Source organism: Mesorhizobium captivum, from assembly GCF_033977165.1.
Taxonomy (GTDB): Bacteria; Pseudomonadota; Alphaproteobacteria; order Rhizobiales; family Rhizobiaceae; genus Mesorhizobium; species Mesorhizobium captivum.
In genome coordinates, this window is record NZ_JAVIJB010000030.1 from 52,116 (window position 1) to 76,174 (window position 24,059).

Genomic DNA, 24,059 nt, shown 5'->3' on the forward strand with positions numbered 1-24,059 from the left:
CCATGCGAAACCCCTATTCGGAAATCTTCCAGGCTCCCGGCACGAAAGGCTTTGCCGCGGCGGCCTTCATCGCACGGCTGCCGATCGCCATGGCGCCGATCGGCATCGTGGCGATGCTGTCGCAGACGCATGGTGAATACTGGCTGGCCGGCGCCGTTTCGGCGACCTACGCGCTGGTCAACGCCTTCCTGTCGCCGCAGATCTCGCGGCTCGTGGACCGACTCGGCCAGACCAGCATAGCCGTGCCGACAACGCTTGTTTCGGTGCTTTCCTTCGCGACCTTGATCGCGGCGGCCAACCAGCACTGGCCGGCATGGACCTTGTTTCTCTCGGCGCTGCTCGCCGCCGCCATGCCCAGCATTCCGGCGCTGGTCAGGGCGCGCTGGACCGAGATTTTTCGCAATCGCCCCGAGCTCAACACCGCTTTCGCCTTCGAATCGGCGGCGGACGAATTGGTCTATGTCGCCGGCGCGTCGCTCTCAGTCGGGCTGAGCGCCGCGCTGTTCCCGGAAGCCGGCATGCTGGTGAGCACGCTGCTGCTCGCTCTCGGCTCGGCGGCATTCCTGCTGCAGCGTTCGACGGAGCCGCCGGTGCGTCCGGCGGAGCATGGCGCAGCCGGTTCGGCGATCCGCTTGCGGCCGGTCCAGATCATCACCTTTGCCCTGATCTTCGTCGGCGCGACCTTCGCCACCACCGAAGTGACGACGGTGGCGATCACCAAGCAGCTCGGCCAGCCTGAGGCGGCGAGCCTCGTCATCGGCGTCTATGCGCTCGGATCCTTCGTGCTCGGCATCATCGTCGGCGCGCTCAGTCTGAAAACGCCGCTGCAGCGGCAACTGGCGATCGCGGTCGCCGTCATCGCGGTCACCACGCTGCCGCTGCTCTTTGCCGATACGGTGCCGACGCTGGCGCTCGCCGTCTTCGTCAGCGGCGTGGCGATCTCGCCGACCTTCATCACCGCCTTCGGCCTGATAGAGCGTCATGTGCCGGCGGCGATGCTGACCGAAGGCGTCACCTGGGTGACGACCGGGATCGGCATCGGCATGGCGCTTGGCTCCTTCGCCGCCGGCTGGATGGTCGACGCGTTTGGTCCGCAGAACGGGTTCTTTGTGTCGGTCGCGGCAGGCGCCATCGCTTTGGCCACCGTGCTCGCCGGCCAATGCCGGCTGGCGACCGATGACTGCGACGTGGATAGGGGCGAAGCGGTAATGCCCGCTGAATGACGGTACGAGCGTACAGCCATCCGATGATTATTGCAGAGGTCGGAAGTTGGCCGTGGCCTCCGGGACTTCGTCATCCACGGGCGGAGCGACGCGAAGCGGAGCGCAGACCCGAGGATCCATTCCGTTACCTTGATCGTAAAGCGCAGCGGAGCAGAATTCTGAACCGTCGCAACGCTTCGAAGTCACGGAATGGATCCTCGAGTCTACGCGCGTCGCTTCGCTCCTTACTCCGCCCGGGGATGACGACGTCGCGTTAGCCAGCTAAAGAATCTCGGTCTTGGCGATATGAATGCCGAAACCTTCGAGGCCGACATAGTGGCGCTCGCGCGAGGCGATCAGGTTGATCGAGGAAATGCCGAGGTCCTTGAGGATCTGGGCGCCGAGGCCGATCTCGCGCCACTCGTTCTCGCGACGGCGGGCTTCTTCGTGATCCTCGCGGTCGCCGCTCTGCGGTCGGTTGCGTTCCTGATGGGCGACGCCGACCGAGCCTTCGCGCAGATAGACGATGACGCCGCGCTTGCGCTCGCCCATCGCCTTCATGATGCCATCCAGGCGGTGGCTGGTGCCGAAGACATCGGTGACGACATCCTCAGAATGCAGGCGCACCGGCACTTCCTCGCCGTCGCGTATGTCGCCGAAGACGACCGCGACGTGATGCATGGAATCCCAGGGCAGCGTGTAGGTGAAGACCTGCGCCTTGCCGCCGGGCGTGTCGATGTCCGAGCAGGCGACACGCTCGACCAGCGTTTCCTTGCGCTGCCGGTAGGCGATGAGATCGGCGACCGAAACCTGCTTCAGGTCATGCTGCTCGGCGAAAGCCTGAACTTCGGGCCCACGCTTGACCGTGCCGTCGTCGTTGACCAACTCCGAGATCACGCCGACCGGCGGCAGGCCGGCGAGCTTGCAGAGATCGACTGCGGCTTCGGTATGGCCGGAACGCATCAGCACACCGCCCTCGCGCGCAATCAGCGGAAAGATGTGGCCCGGACGGACGAAATCGGAGGCGCCGACATTGCCGTTGGCGAGATTGCGCACGGTGAGCGTGCGGTCGTCGGCCGAAATGCCGGTCGTGGTGCCGTGCTTGAAGTCGACGCTGACGGTGAAGGCGGTGGTGTGGGCGGAATCATTGTCCGCCACCATGGGCGCCAGGTTCAGCCGCCTTGCGTCCTCGCGCAGCATCGGCGTGCAGACGATGCCGGACGTGTTGCGCACGATAAAGGCCATCTTTTCCGGCGTGCAATGGACGGCCGCGACGATCAGGTCGCCCTCGTTCTCGCGCCCGTCATCATCCATGACGACGACGATCTCGCCGCGCTCGAAGGCGCGGATCGCTTCAACGATCTTCTTCTGGTCGTATGGCATAAGTACTCGCTTCGCTCGCAAGGGAGTAGGGGAATAGGGCAGTAAGGGAGTAGGGGAAAGGAAAAAGTTTGGCGTCGGAGCACGACGTAGCCTTCTGCCCTACTGCCCTACTGCCCTACTGCCCTACTCCCTTCCCAGTCTGTCCTCTATGCCGCAGATAGTGGTCGGCGATCGCGCAGGCAACCATGGCCTCGCCGATCGGCACGGCGCGGATGCCGACGCAGGGATCATGGCGGCCCTTGGTCATGACCTCGACGTCCTTGCCGCCCTTGTCGATCGACTTTCGCGGCGTCAGGATCGAGGAGGTCGGCTTGACGGCGAAACGGGCGACGATCGCCTGGCCGGTCGAGATGCCGCCCAGGATGCCGCCGGCATTGTTGGACAAAAACACCGGCTTGCCGTCATTGCCGATGCGCATCTCGTCGGCGTTCTGCTCACCGGTGATGCGGGCCGCCTCGAAGCCGTTGCCGATCTCGACGCCCTTGACGGCGTTGATCGACATCAGGCCGGAGGCGATGTCCTGGTCGAGCTTAGCGTAGATCGGCGCGCCGAGACCGGCCGGCACGCCATCGGCGACGATCTCGATGACCGCGCCGACCGAGGAGCCGGCCTTGCGGATGCCGTCGAGATAGGCGGCAAAGACGGGGACCGAGGCCGGATCGGGGGTGAAGAACGGGTTTTCCGCGTCACTGACGAAATTCCAGTTCCAGTTGGCGCGATCGATCGATTTTTCGCCCATCGAGACCAACGCGCCGCGCACCACCATGCCCGGCACCACCCTGCGCGCCAGCGCTCCGGCCGCCACTCTTGCTGCCGTCTCACGCGCTGAGGAACGGCCGCCGCCGCGATGGTCGCGCAACCCGTATTTGACTTCATAGGTGTAGTCGGCGTGGCCCGGCCGGTACTGGCGGGCGATCTCGCCGTAGTCCTTGGAGCGCTGGTCGACATTCTCGATCAGCATCGACACCGGCGTGCCGGTGGTGATCATCGTCTCGCCGTCCTCGTCGAGGATGAAACCGGACAGGATCTTCACCTCGTCGGGCTCACGCCGTTGGGTGACGAAACGGGACTGGCCGGGGCGGCGGCGGTCAAGCTCGGCCTGGATATCCTCTCGCTTGAAGCGGATGCCGGGCGGGCAGCCGTCGACCACGCAGCCGAGCGCGGCGCCGTGGCTTTCACCCCAGGTGGTAACGCGGAACAGATGGCCGAAGGTGTTGTGAGACATGGAAAAAAACGCCCTGCCCGGCGGCGAAGCCGGTTCGCCGATTCAAGGGTGCCTTCTATTGGCGTTTTCCACAGCGGTCAAACGGTGATCGGACGCAGCAATCTGTGATCTGGCGGATTTAGTTTTGACACATTCGATTGGTTTCTGCTCTCTTCCATCCGCCGTTGAGGACCCGCCGCTGACCAGCCGGCGCAATGACCAAAGAGGACGACGATGCGTACCCTGATTGGCGCTGTTGGCGCCATGCTCATGATTTCCACAGCCGCGTTCGCCGGCCAGACTGAAGGCCTGATCAAGAAGGTCGACAAGGACACGCTGACGCTGACGCTGGACGACGGCAAGTCCTACAAGCTCAACGCCGAGACCGATCTCGACGCCCTGAAGCCCGGCATGGATATCGTCATCGCATACGACGTGACCAATGGCGAGAACGTCGTGACCGATATGCAGTTGCCGGACAGCGACTAGAATTAGTTTCCCAGCATTTTCGTTGGCCAACACGGCCTCAAAGATTGGCCGGAACGCCGGTGTTCGTCATCCTGGGGCGTAGCGCCCCGAAGCGGTGCGAAGACCCAAGGATGACGAATTCGACGGCGTCGGCCTTCCTCCGTGGATAGCATGCCGCAACGGCCTGCCCCATGCGCCGTAAGTCCTACAGCCACTCCAGGCTTCGGCCTTCCAGCCGGAGCAGGCGATCCTGCGGGACCTCCAGGCTGGCAGCGTCCTTCTTGGATATCCCTTCGACGAAACGGAACAGGCAGCGCATGACGCCGCCATGAGTGACGCAGACGGTCTGCCGGTCAAGCGCGTCGAACCACGGCTTTATCCGCTCAAGCAGCATTTCGTAGCTTTCCGCGCCCTCGCCCGGCGGCTGGAAATCCCATTTGGCGTGCCGACGTCCGTGGGTCGAACCCGGAAGCCTGGCCTCGAGCTCGGCAAAGGTGAAACCCTGCCAATCGCCGAAACTCAATTCCACAAGACGCGGATCGGTGCGGTAGGCGAGCGGATCGAGTCCTATCGCCGCGCGCATCAGCTCCATCGTCTCGCGCGTGCGGCGCATCGGGCTGGCGACAAAGTCGAAATCCGCAGGGTTTCTGACGAGCGCTGCCAGCCGACCGCCATTATGCGTCGCCTGCGCGCGGCCGAGCGCGTTGATGTCGGTGTCCGCCTGCCCTTGCAGCCGACCCTCGGCATTCCACTGCGTCTGGCCGTGGCGCGCAATGTAGACGAGCGGATACATCAGGTCTTCCGAGGTCGGGCCAGGGCCTGGACGGAATGATAGGCGAGAGAGTTAGTCCTTGACGGTCGAGATATCCGGCGCGTCGACCGCCTTCATGCCGACGACGTGGTAGCCGGAATCGACGTGATGGACCTCGCCGGTCACGCCGCGCGACAGGTCCGACAGGAAGTAGACGCCGGAATCGCCGACTTCTTCCTGCGTCACCGTCTGCTTGAGCGGCGCGTTGTACTCGTTCCACTTGAGGATGTAGCGGAAGTCGCCGATGCCTGAGGCGGCGAGCGTCTTGATCGGGCCGGCCGAGATCGCGTTGACGCGGATCTTCTTGGCGCCGAGGTCCACTGCCAGATAGCGCACGCTGGCTTCGAGCGCCGCCTTGGCAACGCCCATGACGTTGTAGTGCGGCATCACCTTCTCGGCGCCGTAATAGGTCAGCGTCAAAAGCGAGCCGCCTTCGCTCATCAGCGGCTCGGCGCGCTTGGCGATGGTGGTGAAGGAAAACACCGAAATGTCCATGGTGCGCAGGAAATTGTCGCGCGTCGTCTCGACATAGCGGCCGGTGAGCTCGTCCTTGTCGGAGAAAGCGATGGCATGGACGAGGAAGTCGAGCTTGCCCCAGTGCTCGGCAATGTCGGCGAAGACGGCGTCGAGGCTTTCCGGATCGGTGACGTCGCAGTGGCCGGCGACATGCGCGTTGAGTTCCGCCGCCAACGGCTCGACGCGCTTCTTGAAGGCCTCGCCCTGATAGGTCAGCGCGATTTCGGCGCCATGATCGACGCAAGCCTTGGCGATGCCGAAAGCGATCGACCGATTGTTCGCAACGCCGAGAATAAGGCCCCGCTTACCGGCCATCAGGCCCTGTCCACCCGCCATGTGCGCGTTCTCCGCAAGAATGTCTGCTTCGTGTGGAGCCCTATCGCACAGGCACATGGCCCCTTCAAGCGCCGAAAACAGACTGGCTTGAGGAGAAAATTGCCTCGATCAGCCTTTTCGGTTGCGCATCAGGGCTTCGAGATCGGCATCTCCACCCTCCGGCAGCATCAGCCGCACATGGGCGTAGAGGTCGCCGTGGCCGCCGGCTTTTTCCGGCAAACCCCTGCCCTTCAGGCGCAGCACCTTGTCGGAACTCGACCATGCCGGAACGTTGACCGCGAGCTTGCCGGTCGGCGTTTCGACCGCCACCTTGGCGCCAAGCACGGCGTCGGCCAGATCGACGGGCAGGTCGACATGCAGGTCGCGGCCCTCGATGCGATAACGCGGATGGCGGCGGATGTGGATCTTGACCAGCGCGTCGCCGGGCTGCCCAGGCCCCTGCTCGCCCTGGCCCTTGAGCCGGATGGTCTGCCCGTCCTCGACATAAACAGGAAGCTTGACCGCCATCTTGCGGCCGTCGGGGAACATCGCCGTCACCTTCTCGGCGGTGGCCGCCTCTTCGACGGTGATATCCAGCGTGACGTTCAGGTCCGGCGCCTGGACCGGCTGGCGACGGTCGCCACGGCCGCCGCCGCGCGCGCCCGAAAAGGCATCGCCGAAGATCTGGCTGAAAATGTCGCTGTTGCCGTCGAAGGGATCGCCGCCCGGACGGCCGGTGCGGAATTCGAAATGCTGCGCGCCGCCAGGGCCCTGCTGACGGCGGAACCCGGCGAAAGGATCGCCGCCGCCGGCCGTGCCCTCGAAGCCCTGGAATCTCGGCTTGCCGTCGGCGTCGATCTCGCCGCGATCGTAAGCGGCGCGCGTCTTCTCGTCGCCGACGATCTCGTAAGCCTGGTTGGCGGCGGCAAAACGCTCCTTCGCCTTCGGATCATTCGGGTTCTGGTCCGGATGATGCTGCTTGGCGAGCTTGCGGTACGCCGATTTTATGTCCTTGGCCGATGCGTTCCTGGCAACGCCCAGCACCTCATAGGGGTCGCGCATGCTTCCTGCCTGAAAGAGAGAATGGGTCCACGGTTGCCCCCTATATGCGCTTGGATAGGAAGAAATTCCAGTGGCGCAAGTAGGATCGGCAATCGAAAATCCGAGCGCCCCGAACCAATCACAGCGCCTTGAACTCTTGCATGCGCCAGCCGCCGGCGCCAGCCATGCAAAGCTCGCCCCTGTACAAGGCGACGCCGTCGAAACTCTCGCGCGTGGCGGTGAAGCGACGGCAGCTGAGGCCGCCATCCTTGAGTTCCACCAGCTCGGTGATCGCGCCGCGCGAGCCGGTGCCGGCATTGGCCCATGGCACGGCCTGGCCGCCGAGTTCCTGGATGTCGGCGGAGGAGACAGCGTTGCCGATGGTGGTCTGGTCCGAATCCTTGTCGCTGCTTGCCGGCTGGACTGGCGAGTAAGGCGCGCTGGAGGTGATGATCGAGCGGTCGACCTCCGCTTTCTCGAGGCTGAAGCCGCCGGCACCGCAACCTGCAAGGGGGAGCGCCAACGTCAGCAGCGCAGCCTTGGCACTGGCCGAAGCGATAACGCTCCATTGCCCGCTGTCAAAAGCTTGCGCGATAAGCGACAATCGGCGAACTCCTCCTGCAATGTTAAAAATTTGGAAAACTATGAACGAAACCGAGTTAACAAGCAGTGACTTCACCGAGGCGGCGGAGCCGTTCCGGCTCTTTGCCGCATGGCTGGAGGATGCCACCAAGAGCGAGCCCAACGACCCCAACGGCGTGGCGCTGGCAACCGTCGATGCCGACGGCATGCCGGATGTGCGGATGGTGCTGCTCAAGGGGTTCGACGAAAAGGGGTTTGTCTTCTACACGAATTTCGAGAGCGCCAAGGGCCGCGAGATTCTTGGCAGCATGAAGGCGGCGATGTGCTTCCACTGGAAATCGCTGCGCCGCCAGGTGCGCGTGCGCGGGCCGGTGGAGATCGTCAGCGACGCCGAGGCCGACGCCTACTACGCGACGCGGCCGCGCGGCAGCCGCATCGGCGCCTGGGCCTCAAAACAGTCGCGGCCGCTGGAAAGCCGCTTCGCGCTGGAGAAGGCGGTGGCCGAGTACACGGCGCGCTACGCGATCGGCGAGATCCCGCGGCCGAAACACTGGTCAGGCTTCCGCATCCTGCCGCAGACGATCGAGTTCTGGCACGACCGACCGTTCCGGCTGCATGACCGCATCGCGTTCTCGCGCAACGCCAAGGGCGGCTGGGACAAGACGCGGCTGTACCCCTAAAGCGCGTCGCGATCTTTCAGATTCGCTCCGTGCGCTTTAGGTTTTTGATTTTACGCATGTCTTTGTCCCGAAACCGGCCCCACTTTCGGGAGACATGCTTTAATCTTTTTCCAGCTGGAACAGCAGGAAATGCGGCCGCTCGCTGGCGATACCGACGGCCGGGCGTATTGATTTGGTCGCCTCCTTCGGGACCAGAAACGTCTCGCGCAGATTGAGCGTGTCGCCGCTCTTGGCGCCGGAGAAGATCGCCGAGGTGCAGGTCTGCACGTTGTCCGGCGTCTTCAACGACACGACGGAAGTCGAAAGCCAGCGTCGGCCGTCCGTATCAATCAGCATCGCCTTGCAGCCGAGCCATCGGTGCTGCAGATCGGGATCGCCGATCTTCACCTGGAAATCGGCCAGCACCGGCACCGAATCGGGCGGCAGCTTCGACATCCCGAAAGCGCCGCGCAGATCGGTCAGCTTCCAGTCGCTGCCGCCGAAACGGGCGCTCTCGCCCCAGGCAACGCGGCGCGGGAAGAGGTCGTTGTCACCAAGCAGCGCCTTGACGCTGTCATAGGACCCAATGGCCAGGCTCAGCGGGATGAGCAGAACAAGCGACCAAAGGCTGCGGCGGCGCCATGTCCGCTCGCTTGTGCCGCTCTCGCGATCCAGAACCTGTGCCGTCATTCGATACCTCTCAGATCGGCTCAGCCATATCCAGCATGCCGACCGTGCCGGGCGGCAAGCCGTCGGGTCCAATGGCGACCGGCCCGAGCGATATTTCGGCTTGCGAGTCGAGCGCGGACATCAGCTTTTCCGAAATCAGCAATGTGGCATCGCTCACCTCATCCGGCCGCAACTCGAAAACCAGCCTCGCCTTTTTCGGCAGGCCGGGATCGATGGCCACCGGAAGGAGCCCATCGGCGAAGGACAGCCGCTCGGTCTGGTCGTAGGTCAGGCCGGTCGCTCCGCGCCAGGACGCGACCGCCACCGTCGTCAATTGCGCCCGAGCCGCAAACTCCACCGTGACTACGGCCCAGATGCCGCCGGTGGTCAGAACCTTGCTGTCACCGAACCTGTCCACTTTCAGGTTGCGGGCGAATTCCACCTTTTCGGCGCGCAGCTCGAAGCTTCGCCCGACGACCGTGTCGCCCAGATCGCCACGCGCAGGGATCGGTCCGATCAGGTCGCCATAATGCGGCTTCGAGACCTGCAGGCCGTAGCAGAGCGGGACAGCGGCGAGCAGCAGGACGATGTTGGCGAGCTTGCGCATCATGGCTGGATATCCGCAGTGTCGGGCCCGCTGCCAACAGGCAGCTTCAGCGTGCCGATCGGCGCCGGATTGAACCAGCCGGGCAGGCCATAGAGATTGTCGCGCTGCTTGTAGGTCTTGCGGATGACAGTCAGTTCGAGGCTCGCTGGCGGAGCCGCTCCGTCCTGCAGTTGCCAGATATAGGCCATGCGTTCCGGCAAGCCGGGGTGCAGCTCCGGTGACAGCGTGGAATCGCGTGTCAGCGCGATGAAGGGTTTCGTCGCCGGATCGATCGTTGCCTGGTTTGCCTGCAGGACGTCGAAATAGTCCTTTGTCGATTTGGCCGTCCGGTTGGTCATCTCGACCTCGAGGACGAGCGCCTTCGTGCCGGGCTTGAGCGGCACGCCGTAGAGGTTATCACCTTCGGCGGCATAAGCCTTGAGCGGTCTCAGCAGCCATTCGCCCGTTTCAATCTGGCTGGCCGGCGCCAGGACCGGCAGCGGCTCGTGCCTTGCGCCGAATGCGCCCATGACGGCGGCGACGGCAATCGCCGCCGCGGTGCCGATGCCGGCCACCAGCCAGGTTTTCAGGCGGGAACCGGCATTCTCAAGCATTGTGGGCCCCGACTTCCGCACCGCCGGGGGAGCCCGCCGGTCGAGCGTTTTCGCTGGTCCGGCGCTTCGGCAGCGCGAAGGCCGTTTCGAGGATCGCGGCGAGGAAGCAGATCCTGAACGGCTCGACAAGAATGCCTGTCGAAGAGTCTTGGAACGGGCTGCCGAACAGCAGCGAGACGCCCTCGGAAAGCACCTGCCAGACATCGAGCTCATGCGGGCCGATGAGACGCGTCATGCCGAGCCATGCCCAGGCCGCCAACCAGTCGATCAGCCGGTAGCCGACGATCAGCGCGACGATCAGCACCACGCCCGAGCTCAGCGTGACGCGCATGCCGTTGGCGATCGGCAAATAGCGCGAGCGGTAGCCCGAGATGAAATGCTCGACGAAGTCGCGCAGGAATTTCGGAATGGCGCGGTAGCGCTCGCCAAAATGCACGATGCGCCGGTGCATGCGCATCAGTTCCTTGTCGTCGCGCACGTCGTAGCCGTAGATCAGCGCGGCGAGCACCAGCCAGATCACCGGCAGGAGCATGTAGAAGAACAGGTTGACCAGCCTGGCGGTCGTGTCGATGGACGTGACCTCGACGGGAACCAACTGAGCGGCAAAGGCGCTTGCGATCGGATTGGCGATCCCTTCAGCGGCGGCCTGCAGGGCGGAAAAAATGTTGCGGCTCATGATCCAGCCGACGGCCTCGTCCTTCCAGCGCGAGATCACGTAGAGACCGATGAAGATCCAGTTGGTCTCGCAGATAACCACGACGATCTGCCAGAAGGAGCGCGATGCGCCGCGCGCCTGCATCATGATGGCGAAGCGCCGGATCAGCCAGGAGATCGCGACCGAAAAGATCAGCCAGCGCGAATCGAGCACGTCGAGAACGTTGCCCGCCCCTTCGCCGAAGGGCGCCATGTCGAGCGCGACGCGCGAATACTGGCGCACAGTGTCGCCGAGAAAGCCCCAGGCGGCGTAGTAAGCGAAGAAGGGCAGCAGCGCGACGGTGACCACGCGCGCCAGCCGTGCGCCGCCGGTCCGAGGTTCGCCTGTGCTTTCGCCACGCGCCGCCTGCTGCGCGGCACGTGTCGCCGGCAGAGCCGGCAGCAGCGTCTGGAACATGGCGACGGTGACGATGAGCTGCGTCAGCGCGACAAGCGTCAGCAAGGCGAGCCCCGCCATGTGATTGACAAGGGCGGTACGCGCGGCGATCTGCATGAACAGGTCGCCGAACACGATGCCCAACAGCACCATGGCGACCAGTTGCGGCCAGAAGCGCCACCAGAGCCTGAATGTCAGCACCAGCGGCTTTGCGGCATCGGCAAGCATGTCGAAGCGTTCAATCGGTCTGTGAGCGCCCTCCAATCGCTCTGACGGGTTCGGCGGCAGCGTGTCGGATCATGTCCTCTCCATTCCACGAGCCCCCGCACGCGTCGGCGAGACATATCGCGTTATGGCTGCTTTGACACCCCTGCACTAACCCTGCACCAACCTTTAGGCGAAATTGGCCGGCGACCTCGCCTTACGCTTGGAGCCATTTCCGGCCATACTGTCGCAAAAGGCTTCAGGCCTTCGAAGGATCGGCATGGCAATCTTCCTGGCATTCCTTGGCGTTTCTATCGTAGTGATCGTCACGCCCGGTCCGGATACCGCGATCACCATCCGCAACACCTTGCTCGGCGGCCGTTCGGCAGGAATCTTGACTGCGCTTGGTGTTGGCTGCGGGCTGACGATCTGGGCACTGGCGACAAGCGCTGGTTTGGTCGCCTTGCTCACGGCTTCCGAGCCGCTTTTCCTAGCCGTCAAATATGCCGGCGCCGCCTATCTGATCTATCTCGGCATGCAAGCACTGCGTGAAGCAATCTGGCCGGCGCAAAGCCAACATGCGCGGTCACCGACCATGCCGCATATGCGGCTTGCCCCGGTTGCCGCGTTCCGGCAGGGCTTCGTCAGCGATCTCAGCAATCCGAAGATAGCGGTGTTCTTCCCCAGCCTGTTGCCGCAATTCGTGCCGGCCGGTCAGCCGTCCTTCCTGTCGCTTTTGCTGCTCGGCATCGTCTTTGCGCTGATCACCTTCGCCTGGCTGACCATCTATGCGACCATCATCGCCAAGGCCGGCGACTGGCTGCGCCGGCCGAATGTGCGCCGCGCCGTCGAAGCAATCAGCGGCACGCTGCTGATTGCCCTTGGCATTCGCATCGCGGCCGAGCAGCGCTAGATCCCTCAGCTCGCCTTCTTTCGCGTCATAAACGCGGTGAGCGCGGCGCGCGCCTCGTCGGATTTCAGCCGCTCACGGAAATGCTCGCTCTCGATCCTGATGCGGGCGACGAGCTCCTCGGGAGAGCCGCGCATCAGGTCGCGGGCGATCTTCAGCGCCTGCGGCAGCTTGGCGGCGATTTCGCTGGCGGCCGCCAGCACCGCGCCTTCCAGCGCCTCTTCCGCGACCACCTCGTAGATCAGGCCGGCGGCCTTGGCGCGCTCGGCCGAAAAGCCTTCGCCGAGACCAAGCAGCGCGAAGGCACCCTGCCGGCCGAGGATCTGCGGCGCCAGCAGGCTGGAGCCGGCCTCAGGCACAAGGCCGAGGTCGACGAAGGGCGTGCGGAAGAGCGTGCGCGGCGTGGCAAATGTCAGGTCGCAATGCAAATTGAGTGTCGTGCCGATACCGACCGCGATGCCGTCGACGCCCGAGACCATCGGCTTCTCCGCCTTGGCCAGCGCCATCAGGAAATCCCAGACCTCGTTGCCGCCCTCGCCGCCGGTGGCGACGACGAGGAAGTCGGCAAGATCATTGCCAGCGGAAAAGGCGCCGGGCACGCCGAGGAAGACATGGACGCGAACCGCCGGATCGGCGTCGCCTTCGGCAAGTGCCGATGACATTTTCGCGTACATGGCGCGCGTCAGCGCGTTCTTCTTGTCCGGCCGGTTCATGCGGATGATCTGGACGGCGCCCTGGCGCTCGATGAGGATATGGTCGGTCACGGTCGGTTCCTTCGGATGCAAGGGGTGTTCATGCGATCAGCGCCTTGCCGGCGGCGGCGAGGCTGTCGGCGCCATCGATGACGCGCTCCTTCAGGGCGCGCGTCTCGCCGAGCAGGTTTTCGGCAAAGAAGCGGCAAAGCGCGATGCGGCTGCGCTCAGCGAGCCCGCCCTGCGCCAGATAGGCGCCGCCGGCAGCGAGCGAGATCAGGCGCAGATAGGGCGTGGCGCCGGCCATCGCGGTATCGGCCTTGCCGTCGGCCAGAAGCCCCTGCAGGAAGCGGGTCGCTTCGTCGAGATCAGTGAGCGCACGATCGAGATTGTCGGCGGTGCGCCCAAAACCCTCGATGTTGGAGGTGCGCACCGCATCGGCCACGGCTTTCAACTCGCCGATGTAGCGATGCACATGCTCGCCACCGCCGAGCGGCAGTTTTCGCGAGACGAGGTCGATCGCCTGGATGCCGTTGGTGCCTTCATAGATCGGGGCGATGCGGGCATCGCGATAAAGCGCTGCCGCACCCGTCTCCTCGATGAAGCCCATGCCGCCATGCACTTGCAGCCCAAGCGATGCAACCTCGACGCCGACATCGGTCGAAAAGGCTTTCGCCAGCGGCGTCAGCAGATTGGCGCGGTCGCGCCAGTTGGCTGCGGCCTCGCCCTCGGCGACGTGCGCCCTGTCGATGGCGTGCCCGCAGGAATAGGCGATGGCGCGCGCGATCTGGGTCAGCGCCCGCATGGTCAAAAGATTGCGCTGCACGTCCGGGTGATGGACGATCGGCGCCATGCCTGAGCCGGCATAATCCGAGGCCTTGCCCTGGCGGCGCTCATTGGCATAGGCGATCGCCTTCTGCGTCGCCGTCTCGGCCACCGCCACGCCCTGCATGCCGACGGCAAGGCGGGCGTTGTTCATCATGGTGAACATGCAGGCGAGGCCCTTGTTCTCCTCGCCGATCAGCCAGCCGATGGCGCCCGGGGCCGCGCCCTCAAAACCGTCGCCATAGTTCATGGTGCAGGTCGGCGAGGCATGGATGCCGAGCTTGTGCTCGAGGCCGGAACAGAAGACGTCGTTGCGGGCGCCGAGCGAGCCGTCGTCGTTGACCAGGAATTTCGGCACCAGGAACAGCGAGATGCCGCGCGTGCCGGCCGGCGCGTCGGGCAGCCTGGCCAGCACCAGATGCACGATGTTGTCGGTGAAATCGTGCTCGCCATAGGTGATGAAAATCTTCTGGCCGAAGATGCGGTAGGTGCCGTCGCCGGCGGGCTCGGCGCGGGTGCGCAGCGCCGCGAGGTCGGAACCAGCCTGGGGCTCGGTCAGGTTCATCGTGCCCATCCACTCGCCGGAGACGAGTTTTGCCAGGTATTTCGCCTTGAGCGCCTCGGAGGCGTGCTTGTCGAGGGCTTCGACCGCGCCCATGGTGAGCGTCGGGCCGATGCCGAAGGCCATGGCGGCGGAGTTCCACATTTCGAGCGCGGCGACGCTAAGCATTGTGGGCAGGCCCTGGCCGCCGAACTCCTCCGGCCCCGACAGCGCGTTCCAGCCACCGTCGATCCAGCGGCGGTAAAGCTCCTTCCAGCCGGGCGGCGTGGTGACGGAAGCGTCCTTCAGCACCGCGCCATGCTCGTCGCCGATCTTGTAGAGCGGCGCCACCTCCTCGCTGGCGAAGCGGCCGGCCTCGGCCAGGATCGCGTCAACAAGGTCCTCGCCGAGATCGCCGAAGGTGCCGGCGTCCAGCGCCGGCTTCAGCCCGGCCACATGCTTCAGCGTGAAGGCGATGTCCTCGACCGGTGCGCGATACATGTCTGCTGCTCCTCCTCCATTCCGGCCGTTCGATCGTAGGACCTCGACCGCCGCGAAACCATCCGCCTTTGGGTCGGCACGCCACCTTCTTTTTACGTAAACGTCAAACTTTGTCACGCGGATTTTGCATTAGCGGCATGGACTTCGTCATCCACGGCCGAAGCGGACGCGCAGACCCGAGGATCCATGCTGTTACCTCGCGCGAAGGATGCAACGGAGCAGAATTCTGGACCGTAGAAACGCCTCAACGTAACGACATGGTCTGCACCGCGTCGCTACGCTCCTGGCTCCGCCATAGGATGACGAAATCGCGAGGGCTTGGCCAATTTCAAGGCTGCTGATTGCCCCTCAAAATTCTGCAAAGCAGAAGTTATATCCGCTGATATGATCTGCCGGCGGCAGACCAGAGACAGATCGGAAACTCCCCATGCTTGCCAGACCTGACGCCTATCGCTGTATCGAATGCGGGCTCCCCTACCGGGCCACGGGCTTCTGGTACGACGAGGGCAAGATCGAGCATGGACCGGCCTACTGGACGGACCATGGCATATTGTGCTCGCCGCAATGCTCGCTGGCGCATCACAAGAAGCGTGCCGCCGAAGGCACGCTGCCGCAGGAGCCGGCGCCCGATCCGTTCGAGATCCACTCGCTCTTCCGGCGCTGAGGTCGTTACAATGCCAAGCCAACAGACGCCCCATCGCGCCCGCCTCGAGGCAGCGCAGCAGATCAACAGCGAGACCGCGAGCATCCAGTTGTCGGCCGCGGATCAACTTGCTTTGGTCGAGGCAATTATGAACCCGCCGGAGCCGAATGAAGCGCTGCGCAAAGCCGCCGACGCCTACAAAGGTCTGGTCATTGAATCACGGTAACCGCCAAGGGCTCTCGGCGCTGAAGCTCTTCGGGCTTTGAAAGCATTTCCTTAACCATAGCGGTTCAGGATCGTCCCCTGGTCAGTGGGGACACCCTAATTGAAAAAGCCGGCGCGCGCTCTTCGCCGTCTGGCGCTCCTCGCGGCGGCGATGGCGCTGGGCACGGCGGCAAAGGCCTCGGATTTCTCCGAGCCGTGGAAGAATGCCGACCGGGCGCTGGTGATCGACGCCTACGAGTACAACGCAATCGACTGGGCGCAGCTTGCCACCGACAAGCGCGTCGTCGGTTTCATCAACAAGGCCTCGGACGGGCTGCCGCCGCCCTATTTCTGCTTCGGCGGCGACACCGACATCAAACTCTGCAAGGCGTTGTGGAAGCGCTATGCGGTGACGCGCGAGCTGTTTCAGACGCGCAAGGTGGTGGCCAAGGCGCTCGGCCTGAAATGGGGCGCCTATCACCTTGCCCGTCCCGGCAATCCTGTCGAGCAGGCCAACAATTTCGTCGATTTCGCCGAGCCGGCGCCGGACGATTTGATTGCCCTCGACATCGAGGGCATCGACCCGACGCAATGGATGTCGCTCGAGGACGCGGAAGAATTCGTGCGTCAGGTGCACAGGCGGCTCGGCCGCTTCCCGGTGCTCTACTCGAACGGCAAGACCGCCCAGTACATCGCCGACAACCGCTACACTTACAGGCTCCTGTCGCGGCTGCCGCTCTGGTACGCGCGCTACAAGCCGGACATCGACATGCATTTCCCGATGGGCAACTGGCAGGGCTACGCGCTCTGGCAGTTCTCGGCGCGGGCGAATTGCGGCCGCTTCAGTTGCCCTTATCGCGTGCCGGGCACGCCCAACGATATCGACGTCAGCGTCGCGCCGATGAAGGCGGAAGAATTGCGCCGGCAATGGGCCTTCGGCGGGCTGATCGACGTGCCGCCGGATTACCTGGTCTCGATCCCGGTGCCGATCCCGCGTGAAGCAGGCCTCGCCGGCAAGGTCACCATCACCTATGCCGATGTCGCGACGCCGCCGACCATCGAGGAGTTGGTCGCGGTGCTCGGCGCGCGCTGGAACAAATTCCGCGACGGTTTCCGCATGCCGGTGGTGAAGACGGTGCCGCAGCGCCCAGGTTTCGGCATCGTCCAATATGTCGCCTGGAAGCGGGCGGGGCAGCGCACGCCCGATCAGCTTGACGCAGCCTTCGCCGCTGCCGACCCGGTCAGCACCGCATCGACGACACCCGATCGGTCCCGCCGCTGATCATTCTAAAGCGCGTCGCGATCTTTCAGATTCGCTCTGTGCGCTTTAGTTTTTTGATTTTACGCATGTCTTCGTCCCGAAACCGGTTCCCACTTTCGGGAGACATGCTCTAGATGCCGTCAGCGATGGTTGCCCAGGCTGGCATACATGCCGGTGGTGCGAAACTGCGTCGGCGTGATGCCGTAGCAACGGCGAAACACCTTGGAGAAGTAGTTAGCGTCCTCGAAGCCGCACAGCACCGCGACTTCCTTGACCGGCAGGAAATCGGCTTTGGTCAGCAACTTCGCCGCGCGCTGCAGCCTTTGCTGCAACACGAATTCGGCCGGCGGCAGGCCCTCGCTCTCGGCAAAGCAGCGCGAGAAATGGGCGCGGCTGAGGCCGCTGATCTCAACCAGTTCCGCCACCGGCAGCGGCTTGTCGAGATTGGCGTTGATGTGGTCGATGACCGGCTGCATGGCGCTCTGCTTTTCGGCAAAGGCGTGCGAGCCGAAGACATCGTCGTAGAGCGCCATCGCCGCCTCATAGGCGATCGCCGACGCCGCGCCGGGCGAGCCCGCCCCCTTGATGAGGCGCAGGCTGCAATCGGCAAGATGATCGATGGTCGCCGGCTGCAGCCTGAACACGGGACCGGAGACGCTCAAGATGGATTTGTGGATACGCAGCGCTTCCTCGCCGTTCATCGAGATCCAGAAATATTCCCAGCGGTCGCCCTTGGCCAACCAGTAGCGATGGTTGTGCGGCACCAGCACCAGCAGCGTGTCGTTCGCCTGCAGGCGATAGTTGCGGCCCTCGTAGCGCAACTGCCCGGTGCCGCTGATCGTGTGCTGGAGCACGGTGAACGGCGTCTGGCCACGCCTTCGCCCATCCCAGTCATAGGTCTCGTCCTCGCGCACCTCATAGCCGGTGCTGGTCGGCATGGCATGCAGGCGCTGGCGGCCTCGCGGCAGCGAGATCGTCCGCATCAACTTTCCATTGGCGATCAGGTCTCGCAGCACAAAATTACCCTCGAAAGCATAATCCTTCTCTGGCCGCGCCAGCGAATAAGCGCATAATCGGGCCCTCAAGAACGCGAAAGACCCGCGGTCGAGGAGCGGGCGGGAGGAGAAAGAGCCGGATTTCCGGCTCGAATGGCGAGCACGCGCGCTGGCGTGCGGCCATATCCTCCCCTGTTGCTCCTTGCCTAACATTCGATTGATTCGAGGTGAAGGTGATGAGCTTCAAAATCGCTATTATCGGCGCCGGCAGCGTTGGGTTCACCAAGAAGCTGTTCACCGACATTCTGTGCGTTCCCGAATTCAAGGACATCGAATTCGCGCTGACCGATGTCAGCGAGCACAATCTCGGCATGATCAAGGCGATCCTCGACAGGATCGTGGAAGCGAACAATTTGCCGACCAAAGTGACGGCGACGACGAACCGTCGCAAGGCGCTGGAGGGCGCGCGCTACATCATCAGCTGCGTGCGCGTCGGTGGCCTCGAAGCCTACGCCGACGATATCCGCATCCCGCTGAAATATGGCATCGACCAATGCGTCGGCGACACGATCTGCGCCGGCGGCATCCTCTATGGCCAGCGCAACATTCCGGTGATCCTCGATTTCTGCAAGGACATAAGCGAGGTCGCGGAAACCGGCGCCAAGTTCCTGAACTACGCCAACCCGATGGCGATGAACACCTGGGCAGCGATCGAATACGGCAAGGTCGACACGGTCGGGCTCTGCCACGGCGTCCAGCACGGCGCCGAACAGATCGCCGAAGTGCTCGGCGCCAAGTCGCCCGGGGAGCTCGACTATGTCTGTTCGGGCATCAACCACCAGACCTGGTTCATCGAATTGCGGCTGAACGGCCGGCCGATCGGCAAGGACGAGCTGGTCGCCGCCTTCGAGGCCCATCCGGTCTATTCGAAGCAGGAAAAGCTGCGCATCGACGTGCTGAAGCGCTTTGGGGTCTATTCGACCGAAAGCAACGGCCACCTGTCGGAATATCTGCCCTGGTACCGCAAGCGCCCCGACGAGATCACGCGCTGGATCGATATGTCCGACTGGATCCATGGCGAGACGGGCGGCTATCTGCGCTACTCGACCGAAACCCGCAACTGGTTCGAGACGGAATATCCGCAGTTCCTCGAAGCGGCGTCGAAGCCGATCGACCCGGCCAGGCGCTCCAACGAGCACGCCAGTCACATCCTCGAGGCGCTGGAGACCAACCGCGTCTATCGCGGCCACTTCAACGTCAAGAACAACGGCGTGATCGCCAACCTGCCGCAGGACGCCATCATCGAATCGCCCGGCTTCGTCGACCGCTTCGGCATCAACATGGCCGCGGGCATCACGCTGCCGGAGGCGTGCGCGGCCACCTGCATGGCCTCGATTAACGTCCAGAGGATGTCGGTGCATGCCGCGATCGCCGGCGACATCGACCTCTTGAAGCTCGCGGTGCTGCACGACCCGCTGGTCGGCGCTGTGTCGACGCCCGAGGAAGTCTGGCAGATGGTGGACGAGATGGTCGTCGCCCAGGCCGCCTGGCTGCCGCAATACGCAGATGCCGTTCCGGCGGCAAAGGAGCGGCTTTCGAAATCCAAAGTCAAGACACGCGAATGGGCCGGCGCGGCGCGGCGGAGCGTGCGCTCGATCGAGGAATTGCGCGCCGAAAAGGCGGCACTCAAACAAGCCGGCTGAGATGCCATGCGGACGTGCAGGAGGCACGTCCGCCAAATCAGCCGTCGAGAACAAAAGGCGGGCAGCAGCAGAAGTCCAAACAACTGGGAGGAGACGATGAGGACCTTACACAGAATTGGTTTTGCCGCCGGACTGGCGCTGAGCGTTGCCATTCCGACATACGCCTTCGCTTCCGAGCCGACGGTTCCGCCGGCGCCGACGCCGTTTCCCGCCGAAGGCAAGATCAAATATGTGGCGCGCGACTCCGTTCTGGAGTTCAAGGCGCTGCCCGAATATCACGAGCCCGACTGGGTCACCGAAAAATATGTCAAGACCGGCAAGCTGCCTCCCGTCAAGGACCGGCTGCCGAAAGAGCCCCTGGTCTTCAAGACCGGCAACATGCCGGACGGCATCGGCGTCTATGGCGATACGATGCGCCATGTCATCGGCGGCCGGCCGGAAGGCTGGAACTATGGCGGCGGCCAGACGCAAGGCTGGGGCGGCATCGATATCGGCCTTTCCGAATGCCTGACGCGCACCGCGCCGCTGTTCCAGGTCGAGGCGAAGGACACCGAGCCGCTGCCGAACCTTGCCAGAAGCTGGGAATGGTCGAAGGACGGTCACAAGCTCACCATGCACCTGGTCGAAGGCGCCAAATGGTCGGACGGCGTTCCTTTCAATGCCGACGACGTCATGTTCTACTGGGAGGATGAGGTTCTTGATCCCAACGTCTCGCCGCTGAACGGCGCGACCCAGGAGACCTTCGGCGTCGGCACGACGTTGAAGAAGGTCGACGACTACACCGTCGAATGGACCTTCAAGGACGCCTTCCCGAAACAGTATCTCTATACGATGGCCTACGGCACCTTCTGCCCCGGCCCGTCGCACATCCTCAAGCCGCAGCATCCGAAATATTCGAAGAACACCTACGACCAGTTCAAGAACGCCTTCCCGCCGGAGTTCATGAACATGCCGGTCATGGGCGCCTGGGTGCCGGTCGAATACCGGCCGGACGACATCATCGTCATGCGCCGCAATCCTTACTATTGGAAAGTCGACGAGAAGGGCAACCAACTGCCCTACCTCAACGAGCTGCATTACAAGCTCTCGACCTGGGCCGACCGCGACGTTCAGGCCGTGGCGGGTTCGGGCGACTTCTCCAATTTGGAGCAGCCGGAAAACTTCGTCGCCTCGCTGAAGCGTGCAGCGCAGCCGGATGCGCCGGCCCGGCTCGCCTTTGGCCCGCGTCTCATCGGCTACAATCTGCGCATGAACTTTTCCGCCAATGGCTGGGGCAACCCGGACGAGCGCGGGCAGGCGATCCGCGAGCTGAACCGCAACGAGGACTTCCGCAAGGCGGTCACCATGGCGCTCGACCGCAAGGCCCTTGGCGAGTCGCTGGTCAAGGGCCCGTTCACCGCCATCTACCCCGGCGGCTTCTCCTCGGGCACCAGCTTCTATGACCGCAAGTCGACCGTCTACTATTCCTTCGATCTCGAAGGCGCCAAGGCTGAGCTCGCCAAGGCCGGCCTCAAGGACACGGATGGCGACGGCTTCGTGAATTTCCCGGCCGGCACCGCCGGCGGCAAGAACGTCGAGATCGTGATGCTGGTCAACAACGACTACACCACCGACAAGAGCCTCGCCGAAGGTGTCGTCGGCCAGATGGAAAAGCTTGGTCTGCGGATCGTGCTCAACGGGCTCAACGGCACCCAGCGCGACGCAGCCAACTATTCCGGCCGCTTCGACTGGCTGGTCAGGCGCAACGAAACCGAGCTGACCTCAGTCGTGCAGAACACCGAGCAGCTCGCTCCCGTCGGTCCGAAGACCAGCTGGAACCATCGCGCGCCGGAAAGTGGCGAAGTCGACCTGATGCCGTTCGAGAAGGACCTTGTCGACATCGTCAACAAGTTCGTCTCGACTCAGGACAACGACCAGCGCGCCGACCTGATGAGAAAGTTTCAGAAGATATCGACCGAGCATGTCTACAATGTCGGCCTGACGGAATATCCGGGCGCGCTGATCATCAACAAGCGCTTCTCGAACATTCCGCAGGGAACGCCGATTTTCATGTTCAACTGGGCCGAGGATTCGATCGTTCGCGAACGCGTCTTCGTCGCGGCCGACAAGCAGGCGAAGTATGAATTGTTTCCGGAAGAACTCCCCGGCAAACCGGGTGACAAGGGTCCGATGTAAAGGTTACCTCCCCTGACCAAGAGACGTCCGGCCGCGTCGCGGCGCGGCCGGACAAACGGAACCTCCGAACGCACCCGAGGGAGCGACCGGCAGAAAAAGGAAGCGGACCGCCCATGTTGCGATTCCTGCTCACGCGCATAGCGTCGGCGATCCCCGTCCTCGCCATTTTGAGTCTGGTCACCTTCGCCATCATCCAGGCGCCGCCTGGCGACTATGCCGACTACATCAAATCGCAGCTCATCAACCAGGGCGGCGCCTCCTACGCGGCGGCGGATGCGCAGGCACAAGCCTATCGAAAAGAACATGGCCTCGATAAGCCGCTGCCCGTCCAGTATCTCAACTGGATCGGCGGCATCGTCACCCACGGCGATTTCGGCTACAGCCTCTATTACAACAAGCCGGTGGCCGATGTGGTTGGCGAGCGGCTGCCACGCACGCTGCTTCTGGCGCTGGTTTGCCACCTGCTCGCCTCGGTGCTCGGCATAACCTTCGGCATATGGGCGGCGACCAGGCAATATTCCTGGATCGACTCCACACTTTCGGCCATCTCCTTCCTCGGCATGACGGTGCCGCGCTTCCTGATGGCGCTGATCATCGTCTATCTGCTGGTCTTCCAGTTCAACGTGTCGGAGATCGGCTCGTTCTTCTCGCCGCAATATGGCGGCGCGCCCTGGTCGTGGGCGAAGTTCGTCGACCTGGTCAAGCATGTCTGGCCGGTGGTGGCGATCGCAACCTTCGGCGGCCTCGCCTACAACATGCGCGTCATGCGCGGGAACCTGCTCGACACGCTCAATGCCCAGTATGTCGAGACGGCGAAAGCCAAGGGGCTGACCGGCGGCGCCGTCGTCATGCGCCATGCCGTGCCCAACGCGCTGCATCCTTTGGTCATGTATCAGGGCGTGGTGCTGCCCTACATGCTCACCGGCGAGATCGAGACGGCGATCATCTTCGCGCTGCCGACCGTCGGCCCGGCGATCGTCGGCTCGATGGCGGTGGGCGACGTCTATGTGACGGCCACCTTCATGATGGTGCTGTCGGCGACGCTGATCGTCGGCAACATCATCGCCGACATGCTGCTCGCCCTGCTAGACCCGCGCGTGCGCCAGTTCGGAGAGCACTAAGATGCTGGCACGCGATCCATCACCCCCGCCACCGCCGGCCGAGGGCGCCGTGAGCCAACCCGCGCACGGCAATGAGAGCTACATCGCGCTCGTCTGGCGCCGGCTGAGGCGCTCCTGGACCGGCTTGGCCGGACTCTGCCTGGTCGTGCTGCTGCTGGTGATGGCCGTGTTCGCGGAATTCCTGGCGCCGGTGGATCCGAAAGCGACCGATGTCGCCTTCGCGCCACCGCAGGTGGCGAGCTTCCACGACCAGGACGGCAATTTTGTATTGCGGCCCCGTGTCTACGCGCTGGCCGATTCCGCCGACCTCGACCCGGTCACTTTCCAGCCGATTGTCGGCCCCGACTACGATCATCCGCGACTGCTCGGCTTCTTCGTCGAGGGCGCGCCCTACAAGCTTTTCGGGCTTATCCCGGCGAACCGGCATTTCTTCGGCTCGATGGACGGCCAGCCGGTGCATTTCCTCGGCACCGACAAGTTCGGCCGCGATGTGCTGTCGCGCGCCATCCACGGCTCGCGCGTCTCGCTGATGATCGCGCTGACGGTCGTCTTCATCATCACCGTCATCGGCACCACCGTCGGCATGGTCTCCGGCTATTTCGGCGGCAAGTTCGATGTCTGGATGCAACGCTTCGTGGAACTTGTGCTCGCCTTCCCGCAACTGCCGCTCTATCTCGCGCTGACGACGCTGATCCCGGTCACCGCCCCGACCAACGTCTTCCTCGCCTTCGTCATCATCGTCATGTCGGCGCTGGGCTGGGCGCAGATGTCGCGCGAGGTGCGCGGCAAGACGCTGGCGCTGGCGCGGATCGATTATGTGCGCGCCGCCATGGCGGTCGGCGCCACCGACCGGCGCATCATCATGCAGCACATCTTCCCCAATGTGATGAGCCACGTGATCGTCGCCGTGACGCTGGCGATCCCGACGGTGGTGCTTCTGGAATCCTTCCTCGGCTTCCTCGGCTTCGCGGTGAAACCGCCGCTGATCTCCTGGGGCCTGATGCTGCAGGACACCGCGACCTACTCGGTCATCGGCACCTATCCCTGGATCCTGTCGCCGGTCGGCTTCGTGCTTGTCACCGTCTTTGCCTTCAACGCGCTGGGCGACGGCCTACGCGATGCTGTCGATCCTTATTGAGGTGGC

Annotated in this window: 24 protein-coding genes; 11 read left to right on the forward strand and 13 right to left on the reverse strand. The window is 63.8% G+C overall.

Annotated elements, in window-relative coordinates; genetic code table 11:
- Nucleotides 1-2: 2 nt before the first annotated feature.
- Nucleotides 3-1,223 (forward strand): MFS transporter, encoded by a 1,221-nt coding sequence (locus RFM40_RS23410; protein ID WP_320224145.1) that lies wholly within the window; start codon nt 3-5, stop codon nt 1,221-1,223.
- 261 nt (nt 1,224-1,484) lie between these two features.
- Here RFM40_RS23410 and ribB read toward each other — a convergent pair whose 3' ends face one another.
- Entirely contained in the window at nt 1,485-2,585 is a 1,101-nt protein-coding gene (ribB, locus tag RFM40_RS23415) for a 3,4-dihydroxy-2-butanone-4-phosphate synthase (protein ID WP_320278299.1), read from the reverse strand.
- A gap of 115 nt (nt 2,586-2,700) precedes the next feature.
- On the reverse strand, nt 2,701-3,810 hold the full coding sequence (aroC, locus tag RFM40_RS23420; protein WP_320278300.1) for a chorismate synthase: 1,110 nt from the start codon (nt 3,808-3,810) through the stop codon (nt 2,701-2,703).
- A 213-nt stretch (nt 3,811-4,023) separates the two neighbouring features.
- On the opposite strand from aroC, the gene RFM40_RS23425 reads away from it, so the two are divergent.
- Nucleotides 4,024-4,278: a DUF1344 domain-containing protein gene (locus RFM40_RS23425; RefSeq protein WP_126101472.1), complete on the forward strand. Its 255-nt coding sequence runs from the start codon at nt 4,024-4,026 to the stop codon at nt 4,276-4,278.
- 184 nt (nt 4,279-4,462) lie between these two features.
- Here RFM40_RS23425 and RFM40_RS23430 read toward each other — a convergent pair whose 3' ends face one another.
- From RFM40_RS23430 to RFM40_RS23445, 4 genes are all read right to left on the reverse strand, one after another.
- The gene (locus RFM40_RS23430; protein WP_320224148.1) at nt 4,463-5,050 is read right to left on the reverse strand and encodes a histidine phosphatase family protein; all 588 of its coding nucleotides are present in this window, start codon (nt 5,048-5,050) and stop codon (nt 4,463-4,465) included.
- 51 nt (nt 5,051-5,101) lie between these two features.
- Nucleotides 5,102-5,920 carry an enoyl-ACP reductase FabI gene (fabI, locus tag RFM40_RS23435; protein WP_320224149.1) on the reverse strand — a complete coding sequence of 273 codons (819 nt, stop codon included), beginning with the start codon at nt 5,918-5,920 and terminating at the stop codon, nt 5,102-5,104.
- Nucleotides 5,921-6,028: 108 nt separating this feature from the next.
- Complete coding sequence (locus RFM40_RS23440; RefSeq protein ID WP_320224150.1) at nt 6,029-6,961, reverse strand: J domain-containing protein; 933 nt, start codon at nt 6,959-6,961, stop codon at nt 6,029-6,031.
- 118 nt (nt 6,962-7,079) lie between these two features.
- The gene (locus tag RFM40_RS23445; RefSeq protein ID WP_320224151.1) at nt 7,080-7,544 is read right to left on the reverse strand and encodes an RT0821/Lpp0805 family surface protein; all 465 of its coding nucleotides are present in this window, start codon (nt 7,542-7,544) and stop codon (nt 7,080-7,082) included.
- 40 nt (nt 7,545-7,584) lie between these two features.
- On the opposite strand from RFM40_RS23445, the gene pdxH reads away from it, so the two are divergent.
- Nucleotides 7,585-8,202 (forward strand): pyridoxamine 5'-phosphate oxidase, encoded by a 618-nt coding sequence (gene pdxH, locus RFM40_RS23450; protein ID WP_320224152.1) that lies wholly within the window; start codon nt 7,585-7,587, stop codon nt 8,200-8,202.
- 99 nt (nt 8,203-8,301) lie between these two features.
- Here the strand turns inward: pdxH and RFM40_RS23455 are convergent, their stop codons facing one another.
- From RFM40_RS23455 to RFM40_RS23470, 4 genes are read right to left on the reverse strand one after another with little or no spacing between them, the layout of a single operon-like run.
- Nucleotides 8,302-8,871: a hypothetical protein gene (locus tag RFM40_RS23455; RefSeq protein WP_320278301.1), complete on the reverse strand. Its 570-nt coding sequence runs from the start codon at nt 8,869-8,871 to the stop codon at nt 8,302-8,304.
- A 10-nt stretch (nt 8,872-8,881) separates the two neighbouring features.
- A complete protein-coding gene (locus RFM40_RS23460; protein ID WP_320224154.1) occupies nt 8,882-9,460 on the reverse strand; it encodes a hypothetical protein in 579 nt (192 codons plus the stop codon).
- Nucleotides 9,457-10,050, reverse strand: coding sequence for a hypothetical protein (locus tag RFM40_RS23465; RefSeq protein ID WP_320278302.1), 594 nt, complete (start codon nt 10,048-10,050; stop codon nt 9,457-9,459). Before RFM40_RS23465 ends, RFM40_RS23460 begins: the two co-directional genes overlap by 4 nt.
- The gene (locus tag RFM40_RS23470; protein WP_320278303.1) at nt 10,043-11,368 is read right to left on the reverse strand and encodes a hypothetical protein; all 1,326 of its coding nucleotides are present in this window, start codon (nt 11,366-11,368) and stop codon (nt 10,043-10,045) included. The genes RFM40_RS23465 and RFM40_RS23470 overlap by 8 nt, the downstream gene beginning before the upstream one ends.
- A gap of 256 nt (nt 11,369-11,624) precedes the next feature.
- Here RFM40_RS23470 and RFM40_RS23475 point away from each other — a divergent pair, with 256 nt between their 5' ends.
- Entirely contained in the window at nt 11,625-12,257 is a 633-nt protein-coding gene (locus RFM40_RS23475; protein ID WP_126101482.1) for a LysE family translocator, read from the forward strand.
- A gap of 5 nt (nt 12,258-12,262) precedes the next feature.
- Here RFM40_RS23475 and RFM40_RS23480 read toward each other — a convergent pair whose 3' ends face one another.
- Together RFM40_RS23480 and RFM40_RS23485 are read right to left on the reverse strand one after the other, a co-directional pair.
- A complete protein-coding gene (locus tag RFM40_RS23480) occupies nt 12,263-13,018 on the reverse strand; it encodes a crotonase/enoyl-CoA hydratase family protein (protein ID WP_320278304.1) in 756 nt (251 codons plus the stop codon).
- A 28-nt stretch (nt 13,019-13,046) separates the two neighbouring features.
- Nucleotides 13,047-14,813, reverse strand: coding sequence for an acyl-CoA dehydrogenase family protein (locus RFM40_RS23485; RefSeq protein ID WP_320278305.1), 1,767 nt, complete (start codon nt 14,811-14,813; stop codon nt 13,047-13,049).
- A gap of 427 nt (nt 14,814-15,240) precedes the next feature.
- Between RFM40_RS23485 and RFM40_RS23490 the strand changes: the two genes are divergently transcribed.
- The 3 genes from RFM40_RS23490 to RFM40_RS23500 all read left to right on the forward strand — a co-directional run bounded on the left by RFM40_RS23490 (nt 15,241) and on the right by RFM40_RS23500 (nt 16,942).
- Nucleotides 15,241-15,477 (forward strand): hypothetical protein, encoded by a 237-nt coding sequence (locus RFM40_RS23490; RefSeq protein ID WP_320278306.1) that lies wholly within the window; start codon nt 15,241-15,243, stop codon nt 15,475-15,477.
- A gap of 10 nt (nt 15,478-15,487) precedes the next feature.
- Nucleotides 15,488-15,682 (forward strand): type II toxin -antitoxin system TacA 1-like antitoxin, encoded by a 195-nt coding sequence (locus tag RFM40_RS23495; RefSeq protein WP_320222341.1) that lies wholly within the window; start codon nt 15,488-15,490, stop codon nt 15,680-15,682.
- A gap of 150 nt (nt 15,683-15,832) precedes the next feature.
- Nucleotides 15,833-16,942, forward strand: a complete 1,110-nt coding sequence (locus tag RFM40_RS23500) for a glycoside hydrolase family 25 protein (protein WP_430691724.1) — start codon at nt 15,833-15,835, stop codon at nt 16,940-16,942.
- A 119-nt stretch (nt 16,943-17,061) separates the two neighbouring features.
- Here RFM40_RS23500 and RFM40_RS23505 read toward each other — a convergent pair whose 3' ends face one another.
- A complete protein-coding gene (locus RFM40_RS23505) occupies nt 17,062-18,129 on the reverse strand; it encodes an AraC family transcriptional regulator (RefSeq protein ID WP_320278307.1) in 1,068 nt (355 codons plus the stop codon).
- A gap of 23 nt (nt 18,130-18,152) precedes the next feature.
- Between RFM40_RS23505 and melA the strand changes: the two genes are divergently transcribed.
- The 4 genes from melA to RFM40_RS23525 all read left to right on the forward strand — a co-directional run bounded on the left by melA (nt 18,153) and on the right by RFM40_RS23525 (nt 24,053).
- Entirely contained in the window at nt 18,153-19,619 is a 1,467-nt protein-coding gene (gene melA, locus RFM40_RS23510) for an alpha-glucosidase/alpha-galactosidase (RefSeq protein WP_320278308.1), read from the forward strand.
- A gap of 96 nt (nt 19,620-19,715) precedes the next feature.
- Complete coding sequence (locus RFM40_RS23515; protein ID WP_320278309.1) at nt 19,716-21,794, forward strand: ABC transporter substrate-binding protein; 2,079 nt, start codon at nt 19,716-19,718, stop codon at nt 21,792-21,794.
- Between the two features lie 113 nt (nt 21,795-21,907).
- Entirely contained in the window at nt 21,908-22,915 is a 1,008-nt protein-coding gene (locus RFM40_RS23520; RefSeq protein ID WP_320278310.1) for an ABC transporter permease, read from the forward strand.
- Between the two features lies 1 nt (nt 22,916).
- Nucleotides 22,917-24,053, forward strand: coding sequence for an ABC transporter permease (locus tag RFM40_RS23525; protein WP_320278311.1), 1,137 nt, complete (start codon nt 22,917-22,919; stop codon nt 24,051-24,053).
- Nucleotides 24,054-24,059: the final 6 nt, after the last annotated feature.